Annotated in this window: 10 protein-coding genes; all 10 read right to left on the reverse strand. The window is 40.8% G+C overall.

Features of this window, described 5'->3' with window-relative positions; translation table 11 throughout:
- Positions 1-23 precede the first annotated feature (23 nt).
- The 10 genes from FVA69_RS03890 to FVA69_RS03935 all read right to left on the reverse strand — a co-directional run bounded on the left by FVA69_RS03890 (position 24) and on the right by FVA69_RS03935 (position 14,296).
- Positions 24-737 (reverse strand): M48 family metallopeptidase, encoded by a 714-nt coding sequence (locus FVA69_RS03890; protein ID WP_154639983.1) that lies wholly within the window; start codon positions 735-737, stop codon positions 24-26.
- On the reverse strand, positions 737-3,829 hold the full coding sequence (locus FVA69_RS03895) for a type I restriction endonuclease subunit R (protein ID WP_164528441.1): 3,093 nt from the start codon (positions 3,827-3,829) through the stop codon (positions 737-739). The genes FVA69_RS03890 and FVA69_RS03895 overlap by 1 nt, the downstream gene beginning before the upstream one ends.
- Positions 3,822-5,858 (reverse strand): DUF262 domain-containing protein, encoded by a 2,037-nt coding sequence (locus FVA69_RS03900; protein WP_164528442.1) that lies wholly within the window; start codon positions 5,856-5,858, stop codon positions 3,822-3,824. Before FVA69_RS03900 ends, FVA69_RS03895 begins: the two co-directional genes overlap by 8 nt.
- A complete protein-coding gene (locus FVA69_RS03905; protein WP_164528443.1) occupies positions 5,851-7,317 on the reverse strand; it encodes a DUF262 domain-containing protein in 1,467 nt (488 codons plus the stop codon). The genes FVA69_RS03900 and FVA69_RS03905 overlap by 8 nt, the downstream gene beginning before the upstream one ends.
- 12 nt (positions 7,318-7,329) lie before the next feature.
- Positions 7,330-8,643 carry a restriction endonuclease subunit S gene (locus tag FVA69_RS03910; protein ID WP_164528444.1) on the reverse strand — a complete coding sequence of 438 codons (1,314 nt, stop codon included), beginning with the start codon at positions 8,641-8,643 and terminating at the stop codon, positions 7,330-7,332.
- Positions 8,640-11,060: a type I restriction-modification system subunit M gene (locus FVA69_RS03915; RefSeq protein WP_164528445.1), complete on the reverse strand. Its 2,421-nt coding sequence runs from the start codon at positions 11,058-11,060 to the stop codon at positions 8,640-8,642. The genes FVA69_RS03910 and FVA69_RS03915 overlap by 4 nt, the downstream gene beginning before the upstream one ends.
- A 510-nt stretch (positions 11,061-11,570) precedes the next feature.
- Positions 11,571-12,188 (reverse strand): inovirus Gp2 family protein, encoded by a 618-nt coding sequence (locus FVA69_RS03920; protein WP_154628735.1) that lies wholly within the window; start codon positions 12,186-12,188, stop codon positions 11,571-11,573.
- 373 nt (positions 12,189-12,561) lie between these two features.
- Positions 12,562-13,146, reverse strand: coding sequence for a helix-turn-helix domain-containing protein (locus FVA69_RS03925; RefSeq protein ID WP_238789282.1), 585 nt, complete (start codon positions 13,144-13,146; stop codon positions 12,562-12,564).
- Positions 13,147-13,185: 39 nt separating this feature from the next.
- Positions 13,186-13,923 carry a hypothetical protein gene (locus FVA69_RS03930; RefSeq protein WP_036967273.1) on the reverse strand — a complete coding sequence of 246 codons (738 nt, stop codon included), beginning with the start codon at positions 13,921-13,923 and terminating at the stop codon, positions 13,186-13,188.
- 163 nt (positions 13,924-14,086) lie between these two features.
- Entirely contained in the window at positions 14,087-14,296 is a 210-nt protein-coding gene (locus tag FVA69_RS03935; protein WP_036967264.1) for a helix-turn-helix transcriptional regulator, read from the reverse strand.
- Positions 14,297-14,335 lie beyond the last annotated feature (39 nt).

Genomic DNA, 14,335 nt, shown 5'->3' on the forward strand with positions numbered 1-14,335 from the left:
CTGAGTAGAGTTTCGAATTAAAGTTAGTACAACCAATGGCTGTAAGCCAACGGTGCTTTATTCAGCAAGTCTTTGCGTTCTTGCCAATCAGGAAGTAGCTTATCCATATAGGCTTTAAATCGTTCATTATGTTTACGTTCAAGTAGGTGAACTAACTCATGAACTAGGATGTATTCTAAACATTCTGGTGGTTTTTTGGCGAGTTCTAAGTTTAACCAAATACGTTTTGCTTGCGTATTGCAACTGCCCCATTTGGTTTTCATTTTTCTCACGCCCCAAGCGTCGACAGTGACACCTATTTTGCTTTCCCAAATAGGTAACAAGTCAGCTATTCGCTTTTTAAGTGCATCACGGTAGTATTCAGTGAGAACTAAAGCCTTTTGCTCAGCAGTTGCAGTATGGCTTACATACAAATGTAATCGCCCACGGCCTAATTTGGCTTCATGCTTTCCTACATGTGTTACAACATTGAGGCGATAGCGCCGACCCCACAAGTAATGGCATTCTCCACTGACCATTTCGCGTTCTGATTGGCGGGGTTGTTTTATAAAATTATTCTGCTGCTGTTTAATCCAAGGGATACGACGGATCACCGCCATACGAATAGCTGTTTCTGTCATAGATACAGGTGCAGATACACGTACACGACCATCTGGTGGTAACACGCTGATATGTAAATTTTTGATTGCTTTACGATTCAACTGTATTGCGATTGAACCAATTTCAATCATCGTCATCATTGATACTCTTTTTGAGCTTTAGCGAGTTCCATTACAGCCTGAATATCCAATTCATAATCAGCTGTTTCCTCTCGAATGGCATTGGCAATTTCCCGTTCTTTAAAACGATCTCCAACCCAGTCGGCCTTCTTCGTATAACGAATTGCACTATCAATTTTGGTGGCAAGCCATTCATCTTTGCCAAAGTTATCATAAAAAGCACGTTTGGGATTAGTATCCATTGATGCAGGGTAATTAGATGCTATTTGTTCAGGACGTACCACTTTAGCAGCGAGTTCGCGAATTTTCTCGAGGTAATCTTGATATTCAATGGCTTTTTGTCGACGAAGTTCGATCAGTTCATTCAGTAATACTGACATCTGTTCATAGTATTTAGGGTTAACCGGATTTTCATCGACAATAATTTTTCGAACGTTATTTTCGATGGTTTCGGCCATGGCTTCCTGATTCTTACGAATACTTTCAGGCAAAGCCTCTACGGCATCAGCACCTTTTTCGACAATGAGCTCAATTAGCCCTAGCTCTTCAAAATCCATCAGTACTTCGCTGTCATCCGCACGAATATACATATCTAACAAATGGCGCATGGCAGGCTCAAAGCGTTTCATTTCTACCAAATCGCCACTGGCCAGTTTTACTTCGTCACGGACTTTTTCAAAATGAGCAACTTCTGCTCTTATCAAGTCTACATCTTGCGCAGAATAGCCTGCATCAGGCATTTCATTGGCGATATTGGCGAACGCACGCAGCAGTTTGGCAACGTTCTGATAAAGCGTTAAACGCAGTGCTTCTTTCTCGGTGAGCTCGTCTTGGTTCAGACCTGACTTACCACAAAAATAATAAATGTAGTCTTCCGTATTGCGTGGCGCTTTTACCGGCTCACACAAGGCGCGCACCATTTCCAGCGCATTATCCAAATCGAGCTTAGCTTGCTCTAAACGATCTTTCAGCAGCCCTGCAACGTCTTCCTTGTCATAACCATCAAATGCGCCTTGAGTATAATCAGAAATCGCTTTATCCAACGAGCGGAACAGATCTTTGTAATCAATGATGTAACCGTATTCTTTATCATCGCCATCCAAGCGGTTCACGCGGCAAATGGCCTGAAACAGGTTGTGATCAGCCATCTGCTTGTCGATATACAAATAGGTAGCCGAAGGGGCGTCGAAGCCAGTCAGCAACTTATCGACCACGATCAATAAGCGCATTTGCCCTGGCTCATCAATAAATTGTTTTTTAACTTCTTTTTCAAACTCTTCAACACGGTTTGCGGCCTTATCTTCCGGTTGCTCGAAGTAATCCGCAAGCATCTTGCGGTAAATATCGTACTTAAAGAGCTTTTCCGTTAAGCCTTCACCGGTTTCTTCCCCTTTAATGCTCGCAGCAGTCGGCTGAAAACTGGTGACAATAGCCACCTTACCGGCTAAATCTGTTTGGCTGAACATTTCATAAGCTTTACAAGCTTGATAGACACTAGAGCAGACCAACATGGCATTGCCGTAGCCATCCATCAGGCGTGGCTTAGTGTCCATATCCAGCAAGATATCGTTCACAATTTGCTGCAAACGCGATTTACTGGACAGCACCTTTTGCATGGTGCCCCATTTCTGTTTCAACTGGGTTTTCGCTAATCGAGATAAGCCGCGAGTTTTGGCTTCAAACCATTCATCGATCTTTTTCTGCGACGTGACATTTTGGTCGATGTCTCGTGCTTCGTAGCGTAAATCGAGCACAACGCCATCGGCCACAGCTTCATCAAACTTATAGGTGTGAATGTAAGGGCCAAATACCTCAACCGATTTTTTCTTGTCTTTCTTCATCAAGGGGGTGCCGGTGAAGCCAACAAACATGGCTTCTGGCAGAATGAACTTCATCGCTTCGTGCAACTTGCCCGATTGAGTACGGTGGCATTCATCAACAAATACGAATAGGTCGCCTTTGGCTTTAAAGTCCGATGGTAGGGATTTCTTTAACTCGGCAATAAACTCATCCGTCGCGGTATCGTTTTCAGAATCAGACTGTCGGCCAAATTTATGGACTAAAGAGCATACCAGCCAAGGGTTGGGCTGATTGAGCGTCGCCACCAAATCAGCACCGCTTTTGGTGCGATAAATATCCTCCTCGACACCGGTGAACACTTTTTCAATCTGTTCGTCCAGCTCAGTACGGTCAGTCACGATCAGCACACGAGCGTCTTTGACATTCTCACGTATCCATTTGGCCAGCCACACCATAGTGAGGCTTTTGCCAGAACCTTGCGTATGCCAAATAATGCCGCCTTCCCGCCTTGCGATATGGCGTTTTGCCGCTTCAATACCAAAGAATTGATTGTGGCGACAGGTCTTTTTTATACCCGCATCGAAAACAATAAAATCATGGATAATTTGCAGCAAGCGCGCTTTGTTACACACGCGACTCAGGTGAAAATCGAGTTTATGTTCGTATGGGTTGGTACAATCTTCCTTCCACTCAAGGTAGTGCTTTTCTGGTGTCTCAATCGTGCCGTAACGCAAGCCTTGCGTATCGTTACCCGCCATCACCAGTTGCATGGTGGTAAAGAAGTTACGGATAAAATCTTTCTTCTGATTATCGAGGTTCTGGCGAATCCCTTCAGAGACAGACACCGAAGAGCGTTTCAGCTCAATCACGCCCAGAGCAATACCGTTAACATACAGCACTATGTCTGGGCGTTTTTTGTTCTCGCCCTTAATGGACACTTCTTCGGCAATGGCAAAATCGTTTGCTTCTGGGTTTTTCCAGTCAATCAGCCACACGGTTTCATTAAGATGGCCAGCACCTTCTTTTTCTTTCACGCCGTAACGCAGCAGGCGATAAACCTCTTTGTTGGCGTAATAGAGCTTTTTGCCTTCGCCCAGTGCCGCTGCCGTATCCAATTGGCGAATAGCACGATTGATCAACGCCTCGCTGACACCGCGTTTTTTTAGCCAATTAACGAGGATATCCACTTCAATATTTTTATTATTAGCGCGATCCTGCCAATCGCCTAAATAGCGATAGCCTAAGTCAGTTTGAAAAAACTGGACGATACGATTTTGGGTAGCACGTTCGCGTTGACCGACATTACTCATAGCTAAAACCCTTATTCGAGTCCTTAAAAAACACCATTAACATGGCTTGTTCATGCGTAGCTATTTGAGTTTTTGTCCATTCTCCATCAGCATTCATCAACTTAATCATTTCATACAGTTTTAGGGTATCAATACTTTTATCTGCGATGGCCGCTTTAAAATGATCACGCTTAGCGGTGGGTTGTAAGTTACTTAATTTTGAATTTTTGCTATGGCTAATCAAGCACAAATTACCAAAGCGATGCAAATCAGCATCCGGCAGTACATGATGCCCATCAAGTGGGTGCTGCGGATAAAAGTGTTCAACAGAGCTTCGGAAGGTAAACTCAAACTGAGTAATCACATCATCCGTTTTGTTTAGTTTTCCCTCACACCACAACAAGTAATCGAGATAGTTAAACACTAAGTTATTTTCAATTACGCCATAACGCAGCTTTACTAATACTTGCTGATTATTTGGATCAAATGCTGAATATTCTTTGTTTTGAAAAATCATTTGGTAGTAATCAGCAGGAGATGCACTTAAAAAACGACCATATACAAATTGACGAGATAAATATTCAAGCTTCTGCAAATAAAGACGAGGCGTAATTTCATCCATAGCAAACAAATGGAACAATGCACCATTTAACCAGTGCTTATAAACCAGTGTCGGTGTGGAAACATGCAAAGCACTTAACAGCATTAAAATCTGACGATTTATCCCTTCAAAGCCATCTTCATTATCCTGTTCTTCGCTGCCACCAAAAGTATTAATGTAGCTCTGATTCTTAGCGTTATAAGAATGCAGCTTTTTCAAGCTCCACCTATCTTTGCCATCACTAAATTCCCGCTTAATGATGTACTGGTCAAAAAGATATTTGCACTTGAGTAGCGCGAATACAAAGTCTTTAACTGCGTTAATTTTGTTACTGCCATTTTCTTTCAAGTAGGCGTCGAACTGCTCTAACAAACGCTTATCGTCCAACGCGATATCCTGTTTTGTTAACACTCGTAAAACATGCAGTAAGAAGTTAGAGAAATTAATGACGCTATTAAAGCGCTCTGGTGTAAACATTATATCAGCGCTAGAAGAGGACTGAGGTGGCTTTGCCAATATCTCATTGAGCGTCAGCGAAATGGTTTGAGTGTTTTCGCTCTTTTGAGTAGTTGCTTCGCAAATGCTTGTAGCTAAATCAGCGTAGCACGTTGGTTTAAATTGTCCCCAATCGTTACCAAAAATATTATGCCTTTCATCGGGGTTAAAGCCGTATTGAACGTAACGTTCCATATTAGCTGTTGCGTCCCACACTTTTCCTAGCAGCTGTATACTCTGCTCACGCTCATAGGGGTCAGTGATTTCATTTAACACCGACATTAACCTTGCTTTAACGACTTCGTGCTTTTCTAGCTGCTCACCGCGATTATTCATTACCTCAAAATAATGATTTAAATCGGTATCTTTGGGCACAGATACTCGGGTTATTTCTACCTTTTCGTAAAGGTATTGGCAAAATCCTTCAAGCTTATCCCCCAAAGCTAATAAGCCCTTTTCTAGCAAAGAGAAACCATTCACCACATCGAGGTTGTAGTCATCGGTTTTTAAGTGTTCTAGTGCAACGCCTTGAATTAGGCAGGCAAAGGTATCCGATGATTTTTGGCGGCTTTCAAAATTGAGATTAGGAGTAGTGTACCAGCCCATATCGACAGTCACTTTGCCTGCAGCATATAAGCGTTTGAGAGCAAAGGTTAATAAGGTAAGTGTGGTAAAACGTTGTTGCCCATCAATCACTTCAAAGCTGCCATCGTTACGCTCAAACACGACCAACGTGCCAATGTAGTAGGTTTGATCTGGTTTACTATGTTGATAATCCAATACGTCTTGGATCAGTTGGTTGATTTCACCCTCACCCCACGCATAGTTCCGTTGATACATAGGGACGACATATTGGCTTGCATCACAAAGTAATTTTTTAACCTTAAAGCTGGCAATTGCTTTACCATCAGCCCCATCATTGTATTTCGTGTATGGCATCCGAACATTACTCATAGTACTTCATTTCCTTAAACAGCTCGGTAATTTCACTAAGATTGGTTCCCTTACAATCAGACTTTTTAAGTGTGGCTAACGGCCAATTTAAAACATCAGCTGGTTGCACCGCTTGCTTTATACGTTCAAAGACATTATGTGTCAGAGCGTGTTTATCCATGCGCTCTATACCGACGACTTGCATTTCTAATCGGCAGCTATATGCCCAAATAAACAGCTTCTCTATCGCTTGCGAAAGCTGATGTGCGCCAAACTTATCTAGATAAAAGATCACCGCACAATCAAACAGTGTGCGCACATAGCCATCCCCTGTGCGGGTTCGAGAGCGGTAGGTATTTATGGTATATAAAATCTTACAAGCTAAGGGCTCTAGCTCATGGCCGAGTATGCGAATGCTCTGTTTTTCTTCACTAACCTTGGCCTTATCTTTTCTACTTCGTTCATCGCTTACGATCTCAGCTATTTTTTGTTGGTAATGGCTGGTCATTTCAAAAAAACGCCTACCATTTATGATCATCTGATCAAGGTGAAAAGGGAAACTCATGTGTTGGTGATCAATATGGCGTTGGTACTGGCCGTTATAGTCATCAACAAAATGGTGAGCGATTCGAAGCGGCTCCACATAAGGGTAAAGCCCTACCTGATCAAGATTGACTCCTTTAAATAAACCCACTTTTGATTTAGTAAAATACTGTGCCGATTTACCTTGTGCCCAGTTGCGAATACGAAACAAATAGTTGGAAAACAGTCGCGCCAACTGTTCACTTTCCAGGCTTTCCCAATGGCGCACCGAGTCAGCTTTAAGTTCAGTTTCGCTTTCTGAAAACTCACGCAGATGAAACGCTTTTAACAAATCATGAGGATCTAAATCTCGGCCTCTGGCGTTTTGCGAGTCAAAAAACTGGAAAGCCTCTGACACATCATCAAGCACAAAGGTAACCACTTCACAGCGGTTTAGTAAAAAATCGATATCGGCATCGGTAAAGTCACTGCGAGCAACAGCACGTTTTGCCGCCATAAAGTTTTGATGCAAATTTCGGTGCGAAATATCACTATTAAAGGTTTGTCGATTTAAAAATGCATCAATCGGCACAGCAAGTGAGGCGAGTGTGTCTTTAACATCTTGCCGCTTTAGGTCATCCAAGCGCTCATCTAACAACGCCTTAACCAGAAGTACTAAGGTTAAAGTGCGCTGTTGTCCGTCAACAATATCGAGCGTTTTTAGTTTACTTTCTGAGTCTGAGTGCCTATGAAACACCACAGAACCCAAGCGATAAGCCGATTTATCCCGATATACTTTTAAGTCGCTCAACAAGTCAACTAGATTTGCATGTGTCCATTTATAAGGCCGTTGATAGGCTGGAATAGAGATGTTCGGTAAAGAAACTAACGTCTTCACCTGTATTACTTGTTTATCCAGCGTATTTTTTTGTTTTAGTTGCTCCGCAACAAAGGCCATAGCAGCCACTCCTTATTCCTTGTCATAAGGCAGCCGAGTCTTACCCGTCAGCAGCTCTTGCATCATGCCTTGTTTGATTTGGCGGGTTTTGCCAAGGCGTTGTTCCAGTGCCTGAATCTCGTCGTCCATATCAGAGAGAATGGTGGCGATGGCGGTTTGCTCTTCTTTTGGTGGAACTGGAATTGTATATTTTGCTATTGCTGACAGTGGTACTCTTCGGTGGCCTGCACTACCAACCATCTCCGATTCAAGGGATTTCCTGAATACATTTCTGTTACTCCAGTAATAAATGAATCTCGAATCCGAGTTATCAGTAGCTCGCAGAACATGAAATTCGGTACTACCAAAACCAATGTCAGTACTCAGAGTCTCAGTATGGCAGCCTTTACCATTTTCAAAGCAGGGAGTTATCTTCGCAACCAGAACATCTCCGCGCTCAAAGTAAGTGAACCCGCTTTTTACATTTTCAATTGCCAATAAGTGTTGAGTCGATAATTGGGCTTGTTCTGTGACATCTTGCATTCCTACAAAAGACACTAAACTCTTTGGTTTGATAGGCTTCTTCGACACCGACGGCTGAAATAGCGCTCCTAACCCAAGAATCTCCCAATCCTCCGGTATTTCTCCCAATTCACTTGGCTTGGTGCCTTTTGGCGTACCGTCTTCGCGCAAGGCAAACTGCGGCAGGCGGGTGCGGCCTGTGAGGAGCTGCTGCATAGTGGCAGTTTTGATAGCTTGTTTTTTTGCGATCAGTTTTTCTAATTCGCTAATCAGCGCATCAACATCGGATAGTGCAGTGGCTATGGCGATTTGTTCGTTAATTTTAGGTAGAGCAATTATTGATGCACGAATGATTCCATTGTATAACCGAGCGATAGTACTGCCTTCTGATGACGCCCATTTGATTATCTTGTAGTAATGATATAAGTATTCATTAAGTAATTTATATTTATTAACTTCGAGCCAAACGATGTTCGAATCTTGGAAATATGCAGGCTTCCCATCATAAACTACAGATTTCCCGAGCGTTCCTGCTGCAGAAACTAAGATGTCACCTTTATTTGGAAATGAGTATTTAGCTTTAAATTCTTTATAAAGAAAGTGTGTAATATAAGCATCAGGCTCACCTCCAAATGTACCTATTTTGAAAAATGGTATAGCGCCTATCTTTTTAGTTTGTCCTGAAAGTATGCGTTTACACATGCGAACTTCTGAAATATCTCCGAGACATACAGCATCCCAATCCTCAGGGATCACCCCAACTTCCGTCTGCTTATAGCCAGCCGGAATAAGATTTAAACCCGTTTCTGTTACTTCAACGCTCATAGTGACCACTCCAAACCCATCGCTTTTAAATGGCCTGCGACTTTCTCACTCAGCTCTTCTACCGATTTAGTAATATCCGGCAATGGTTCACTGTAGCGTTCTTCCAACTCTTTAACGCGATTAGCCAGTTGCTGAGTCACGCGCTCAATTTCAGCCTCAATATTGCTTTGCAACGTTGCCAGCCATTTATCTTTTATAATCAATGTTTTAATTTCGTCGATACTCAGTTTCGGGTATTGTTTAAACACCGCTAAATCGAGGGCATCTTGGGCTTTTTTTAGCGCTTTTTTAGCATCGGCTTCATTATCAAACAGCTTTTGAGCTTGTTTTAATGCTGATTTTTCATCAGGGTCAGTGGCAACTTTCAAACGTGCCGTGACTGTGGCTTTGGTGATCTTGTCTTGATCATTCAATGCCTCATTAAGTAGGCCGTCGTCACCGCTATTTTCCTCAAGATAGGTTTCTAACTCTTGACTGGCACTATCAAGTTTGCTTTGCAAGGTATCGATTTTAGTTTGTTCATCGGCAAAATAGCGTGCCACGATAAGTGCAGGGGGGATCAACTCAGCTTTATACTTGGTTTTACCAATCACTAAGTCAGGCGTTTCTCTCAGTTTTTCACCTTTTTTGACTTCTAACTCACGCAATACCTTACCTGTAGACCAACCATCTTGTACCAGTACGTACACATCGTCTTGCATCGTATCACTCCAGTAATCCATCAGGATCTGGTAGATATCGTATTTGCTCAGCAATGGTGTTTGTGAATAGCTTTGCAACAAACTTTCGCCAATTTCAGCGATTAACGCTTTAGGCTGATCACCTACACTGATCTCAGCTAAATTAGATGCGCGAGCCCAAGCGTGATAATGCTGCAAGCTATTCGTCGCAAACTGTTTAAATTCATCATGGTTTAGAATGGTATTCTTCACTTCAGAGGCTTTAACTAAAGCTTCGCTATAACCTTCACGTGCTGGTTTGAATAAGGTCGCACGAATACTTGGGAATATCTGCCAGTAGTGTTCTAAGGCATCGATATCACGATTGGGAATACCACCTTGTAGATGGGCACTGAGGTCGTGCAAGTCTTCTGGTTCACTGGAATCAATATAACGCGGTATATTTAGATTGTAGTCATTAGCCACTATTTCGCTTAATGGCACCATCCGGCTAAAGCGAGGTTGTTCTAATTGCTTGGTAAATACCTCAACAATTTTATAAATATCCTGACTACGCAGGCGGTTTTTATTGCCATCTTTGATAAAGCCTTTGCTGGCATCGACCATAAAAATACTTTCTCTCGCCTGTGCGTGTTCTTTGTCGATCACGATAATACAGGCAGGAATACCCGTGCCGTAGAATAGGTTGGCAGGTAAACCGATAATTCCTTTGATAAAACCTTGCTTAATCAGATTTTCACGAATACGCGCTTCGGCGTTGCCCCGGAACAATACACCGTGGGGGAGAATGACGGCGCCTTTACCCGTGCTTTTTAAGCTTTTGATAATATGCAACAAGAAGGCGTAGTCACCATTTTTTTCTGGGGGAATTCCCCAGCTAAAGCGATCAAATTCATCCTCTTTAGGATTAATGCCGTTAGTCCAGTTTTTGTTGGAGAAAGGGGGGTTAGCGACAGCAAAATCGAAGGTTTTCAGTTGCCCGTTGGCTTCTTTCCACTGTGGATCTGAAATGGTGTTGCCTTTCCAGATTTTCGCGGTGGCGTTGTTGTGTAGGATCATATTCATACGAGCCAAGGCGCTGGTGGCGTTGTCCATTTCTTGGCCAAAAATACTCAAGCCACGCGGTGCTTCATCACTCGCTTTTAATAATAATGAACCTGAACCGCAAGTTGGATCATAAACGGTAGCGTCTTGCGGGGTATTACTATCAATACCAATCACTTTCGAAAGAATGCGTGAAACTTCGGATGGGGTGTAAAACTGGCCTTTGGACTTACCTGACTCAGTCGCAAAGTGACGCATTAGGTATTCGTAAGCATCACCCAATAAATCGTCACCATCCGCGCGGTTGGAAGAGAGATCTAGCCCTTCAAATATGCCTATCAGCTTGGAAAGGCGGTCAATCATCTCTTTGCCTTTTCCTAGTTTATCTTCGTCGTTAAAATCGGCGACATCGATGACACTTTTGAGATCGTTTTCTTCGGCTAACGCACTGATGATTTTGTTTATTTTATCGCCGATTTCTTTATCGCCTTTAAGCGCAACCATATCATCAAAGCTGGCACCTTGGGGTACGACAATCATACCGTATGGGTCGCCTTTATACTTATCAGATACATACTTCATAAACAGCATGGTCAGTACATAGTCTTTGTACTGGCTGGCATCCATCCCACCGCGTAATTCGTCGCAACTGGCCCATAGTGAGGAGTATAGTTCGTTTTTCTTAATGGCCATTTGGGTCCCTTAACCTTTAGATGATAGATTTGTTGCCTATAACATTATAATGATTGATTCAGCGCGTAACTAAATAATTCACATAGCTTATCTAGCGTTTTAAAGTATTCATAGCGTGTTTTTGTACAAAAACATAATCTAGTCCGATTTTCCACGTTATGTCGCTGATACGTATTTAATATTCACTTATTAAACGGGCTATAATGATTAGCTAGTAGTCGCTAGTGTTCTTTCCATGTGATTTTTATTATTAATGAATTGATTTTCATTGTTTTTTTACTGTTTAGTTTGATGTGTCAATGTTGCTTATACTATCATTGTAATGATTTTTCCTCAAAATATTCAAATCGAAGTGGATTAGAAAGAAGTGAGTCCAATTGTTTTCTTCGGTATTGGATAGTAACGTTCGTTGAGTGTGATATTAGTTTGTTATAACGATAGATTACGCAGTACTGCCAGTGTGAATATTACCTAATTGCATAGGTGGCCCTAAGGCCACCATATGTATTATTAATACTGACTATAGCCTATCGTACGGTAATTTGAACTGTAGTGTTTAGAATATTCTTTAGCTAGGTAATTTAATCGTTCTATTACGGTATTATAGTCATCGCTAAAGGATAAGGCTTCTCGATTTAAACAGTACCGACAGTTCTCAGGGTAGTGAACTAATGGACCAGTATCAATAATAGGGTCTAATTCGAGCTGTAACGCACTGTACCACGCTGTGGTAATCATCGTCCGTAAACTAGGTATATTTAAGTCATAGTCTCCTAGATGATAGTAGGCGTCTTTATTGAAGATTAATGCACAGTGGTAGTGAGGGAGGTATCCATCTACGAGTTCTTTTACCCAGATGTAACGTAAACGGTTAGGGTAAACGCGTATCCCTTGACCTATTTTACGGTGTTGATCGTGTTTAAGCTTTGCATTTAAGGAGTTCATAAAACGGGTGATAGGAGAGCCTTCTGTGTTAGGAAAACAGTTTGGCATATCCCCATATTCATCCATCATAGGGAAATGGAGATCTACTCGTATCACAGTAATACGAGGGTAGGCTTGTAAGGCACAATCTAAAGTTTCTGCAATCGCACCTTGGTAACCCGGGTTGTATTCTTTTTTAGACATAATGATCCCTTAGGGTCATTTGGAATGACCCTTTCGTATGAATGTTGGTAGTGATAAAGGACAGATAATGTGGTTATCTGATCCCTTATGGTTTATTGAGTATTGTGTTATTCCTGTTTAACAGGCATAGATTTATTAATCTATAGATTAATAATGACGTATTTATTTAGATATTGACCTCTGGCTAAGCTGATATTATTGATATTAGGTTACAGTCAGTATTGGATTATATTGATATCTACGGTGTAAGTTATATTAGTTAGTTATTCAGGTTGTGTTATTGGTAATATATATTACCTTTCCAACATCAATAATATCGATAATCCCCCACCAATACTGAATTGGTTGATAAATAATCACTCTGTAGTTAGTGCTATTCGAATAGTCTTTTTTTCCAATATCGTTTCACGGTAGAAAGGCTAATATTAAAATGATTAGCGACTTCTCGTTGTTTATATCCTTTGCACCTCATTTCATAAATAGCTTGTTTATAAACACTTCCTTCGGGGCGTCCTAATATTTTTCCTTGTTGTAATGCAATCGCATGTCGTCTATCGAGTTTCATTTTTTCATAATTATCCTCAATGTTTTTTAATTGATTGAGTATTTCGGCTAAAGGGACATTTAGCGAAAATACATTTTGGCCTAAGTCGTTGAGGAAGAGTAATTTCATCCCCAGAGATTGGCAGCGTTGTATAACATAAGCGATTTGTTGTGTGTTATTCCCCAAATCATGGAGTGTTCTTGTAATTAAGGTATCATCAGGTGTAAATACCCTATCAATATAATACATCAATTGACTTGGTAGCTCATTGACATCCGTTATTGATTGATGTTCTAAAATAATATGTTCTCTTTTTATTGGATGGATGCCAGCGATATCGTTTAGGCATTGCTCAACCTCTTGTAGACTAAAATTGCTATTTTGAACGATTCTAAAATATGCATAATGGCTCATTTTGTCACCTTAAGGGTCATAAAACGAATTAATGAACGGTTAGATTGGATTTATGATAATCGTATCTGGACTGCTCTCTATTTTTCTATTTACTTGCGTTTTATCTATCACACCAATTAAAACACACTGATTGTTTGAGTGATAAATAGGAATAAAAGCGACATAACTTTCTTTTAATATTATTTGGTTTTTTTTGAATGCTGCCTCTATTCCATGGAAAACAATATCCTTTATCGGGATGTGAATAATTGCGTTAAAATCGAATAGGTAATTTTTGTATTCAGTATTTCTAATTAATATTGTATTTGAAAACCCACCTGCTTTATGTAATTTATAGTGAACATGCCTGTCTGTATAAATAAAAATGGCCTTTTTAATATATGGTGAATCTATATAGCTATTCAATGTTTCTTGAATGGTTTTCTTTTCCTTTAAACCTATTTTGGGGCTTTTATAAGCATGAGGGTAAGCATGTTTGTCAATAATGATCCCTTTTTCTATTACGTGGGTTTGCCAAATATCCAATAAGTATTCAGGTAGTGAAAATACGGGGGTGTCTCCCCATAATTTTTGTGAGTTTTTTTTAGGATTAAATAGCTGGTTTTCCAATTCATTAACTATCTGTGTATGTTGATTTATTTCATTCAACAGCGGGCAAGCACTCGCTAATATGTTCGCTATTACAGCGGAGCGTGTTAAATTATTTTTATGACAGTATTCATCAATAGCTTTTAGGCTTGATTCATTTTTTATGGTAATAGAAATCCGTTGGGACATGATAATTATCCTTTTCTCTGGGTTATATATAAATGAAGACAGTCATGGTTGAATCATCAAAATTCAATAAATTAACTGTTTAGTTTTTTATTTTTTTGTGTAATCACAGAAAATAACATGAAGATTTTTAATCTATTCTCCTTATTTGCTATAGTGAATTAAATTAAACTGATTGTCTGTTAAGTAGCCAATCATTTATTTCTGATTCAACCCAGCCAACGGATTGGCGTCCCAAGCGCTTTTGCTTTGGAAACGTTGGGTCATAGCGTGGTGATTTTGGGTTTATCCAGTCATATAGCGTTGATCGTGCAATACCAATGCGTTGTAACACTATCGGTAAGCGCAATATTTTAATATTGGATGTGTTTATCATGGGTTAATACCTCTTGGTGTGCTTTGGATGATCAAAAGC

It is taken from the genome of Providencia sp. PROV004, from assembly GCF_011045615.1.
GTDB lineage: Bacteria > Pseudomonadota > Gammaproteobacteria > Enterobacterales > Enterobacteriaceae > Providencia > Providencia rettgeri.

Bases quoted from the DNA above. Each gene is read 5' to 3' on its own strand.
- FVA69_RS03925 (WP_238789282.1), bottom strand. From the start codon at position 13,146: ATGAGCCATTATGCATATTTTAGAATCGTTCAAAATAGCAATTTTAGT.
- FVA69_RS03910 (WP_164528444.1), bottom strand. From the start codon at position 8,643: ATGAGCGTTGAAGTAACAGAAACGGGTTTAAATCTTATTCCGGCTGGC.
- FVA69_RS03900 (WP_164528442.1), bottom strand. From the start codon at position 5,858: ATGAGTAATGTTCGGATGCCATACACGAAATACAATGATGGGGCTGAT.
- FVA69_RS03915 (WP_164528445.1), bottom strand. From the start codon at position 11,060: ATGGCCATTAAGAAAAACGAACTATACTCCTCACTATGGGCCAGTTGC.
- FVA69_RS03920 (WP_154628735.1), bottom strand. From the start codon at position 12,188: ATGTCTAAAAAAGAATACAACCCGGGTTACCAAGGTGCGATTGCAGAA.
- FVA69_RS03905 (WP_164528443.1), bottom strand. From the start codon at position 7,317: ATGGCCTTTGTTGCGGAGCAACTAAAACAAAAAAATACGCTGGATAAA.
- FVA69_RS03890 (WP_154639983.1), bottom strand. From the start codon at position 737: ATGACGATGATTGAAATTGGTTCAATCGCAATACAGTTGAATCGTAAA.
- FVA69_RS03935 (WP_036967264.1), bottom strand. From the start codon at position 14,296: ATGATAAACACATCCAATATTAAAATATTGCGCTTACCGATAGTGTTA.
- FVA69_RS03930 (WP_036967273.1), bottom strand. From the start codon at position 13,923: ATGTCCCAACGGATTTCTATTACCATAAAAAATGAATCAAGCCTAAAA.
- FVA69_RS03895 (WP_164528441.1), bottom strand. From the start codon at position 3,829: ATGAGTAATGTCGGTCAACGCGAACGTGCTACCCAAAATCGTATCGTC.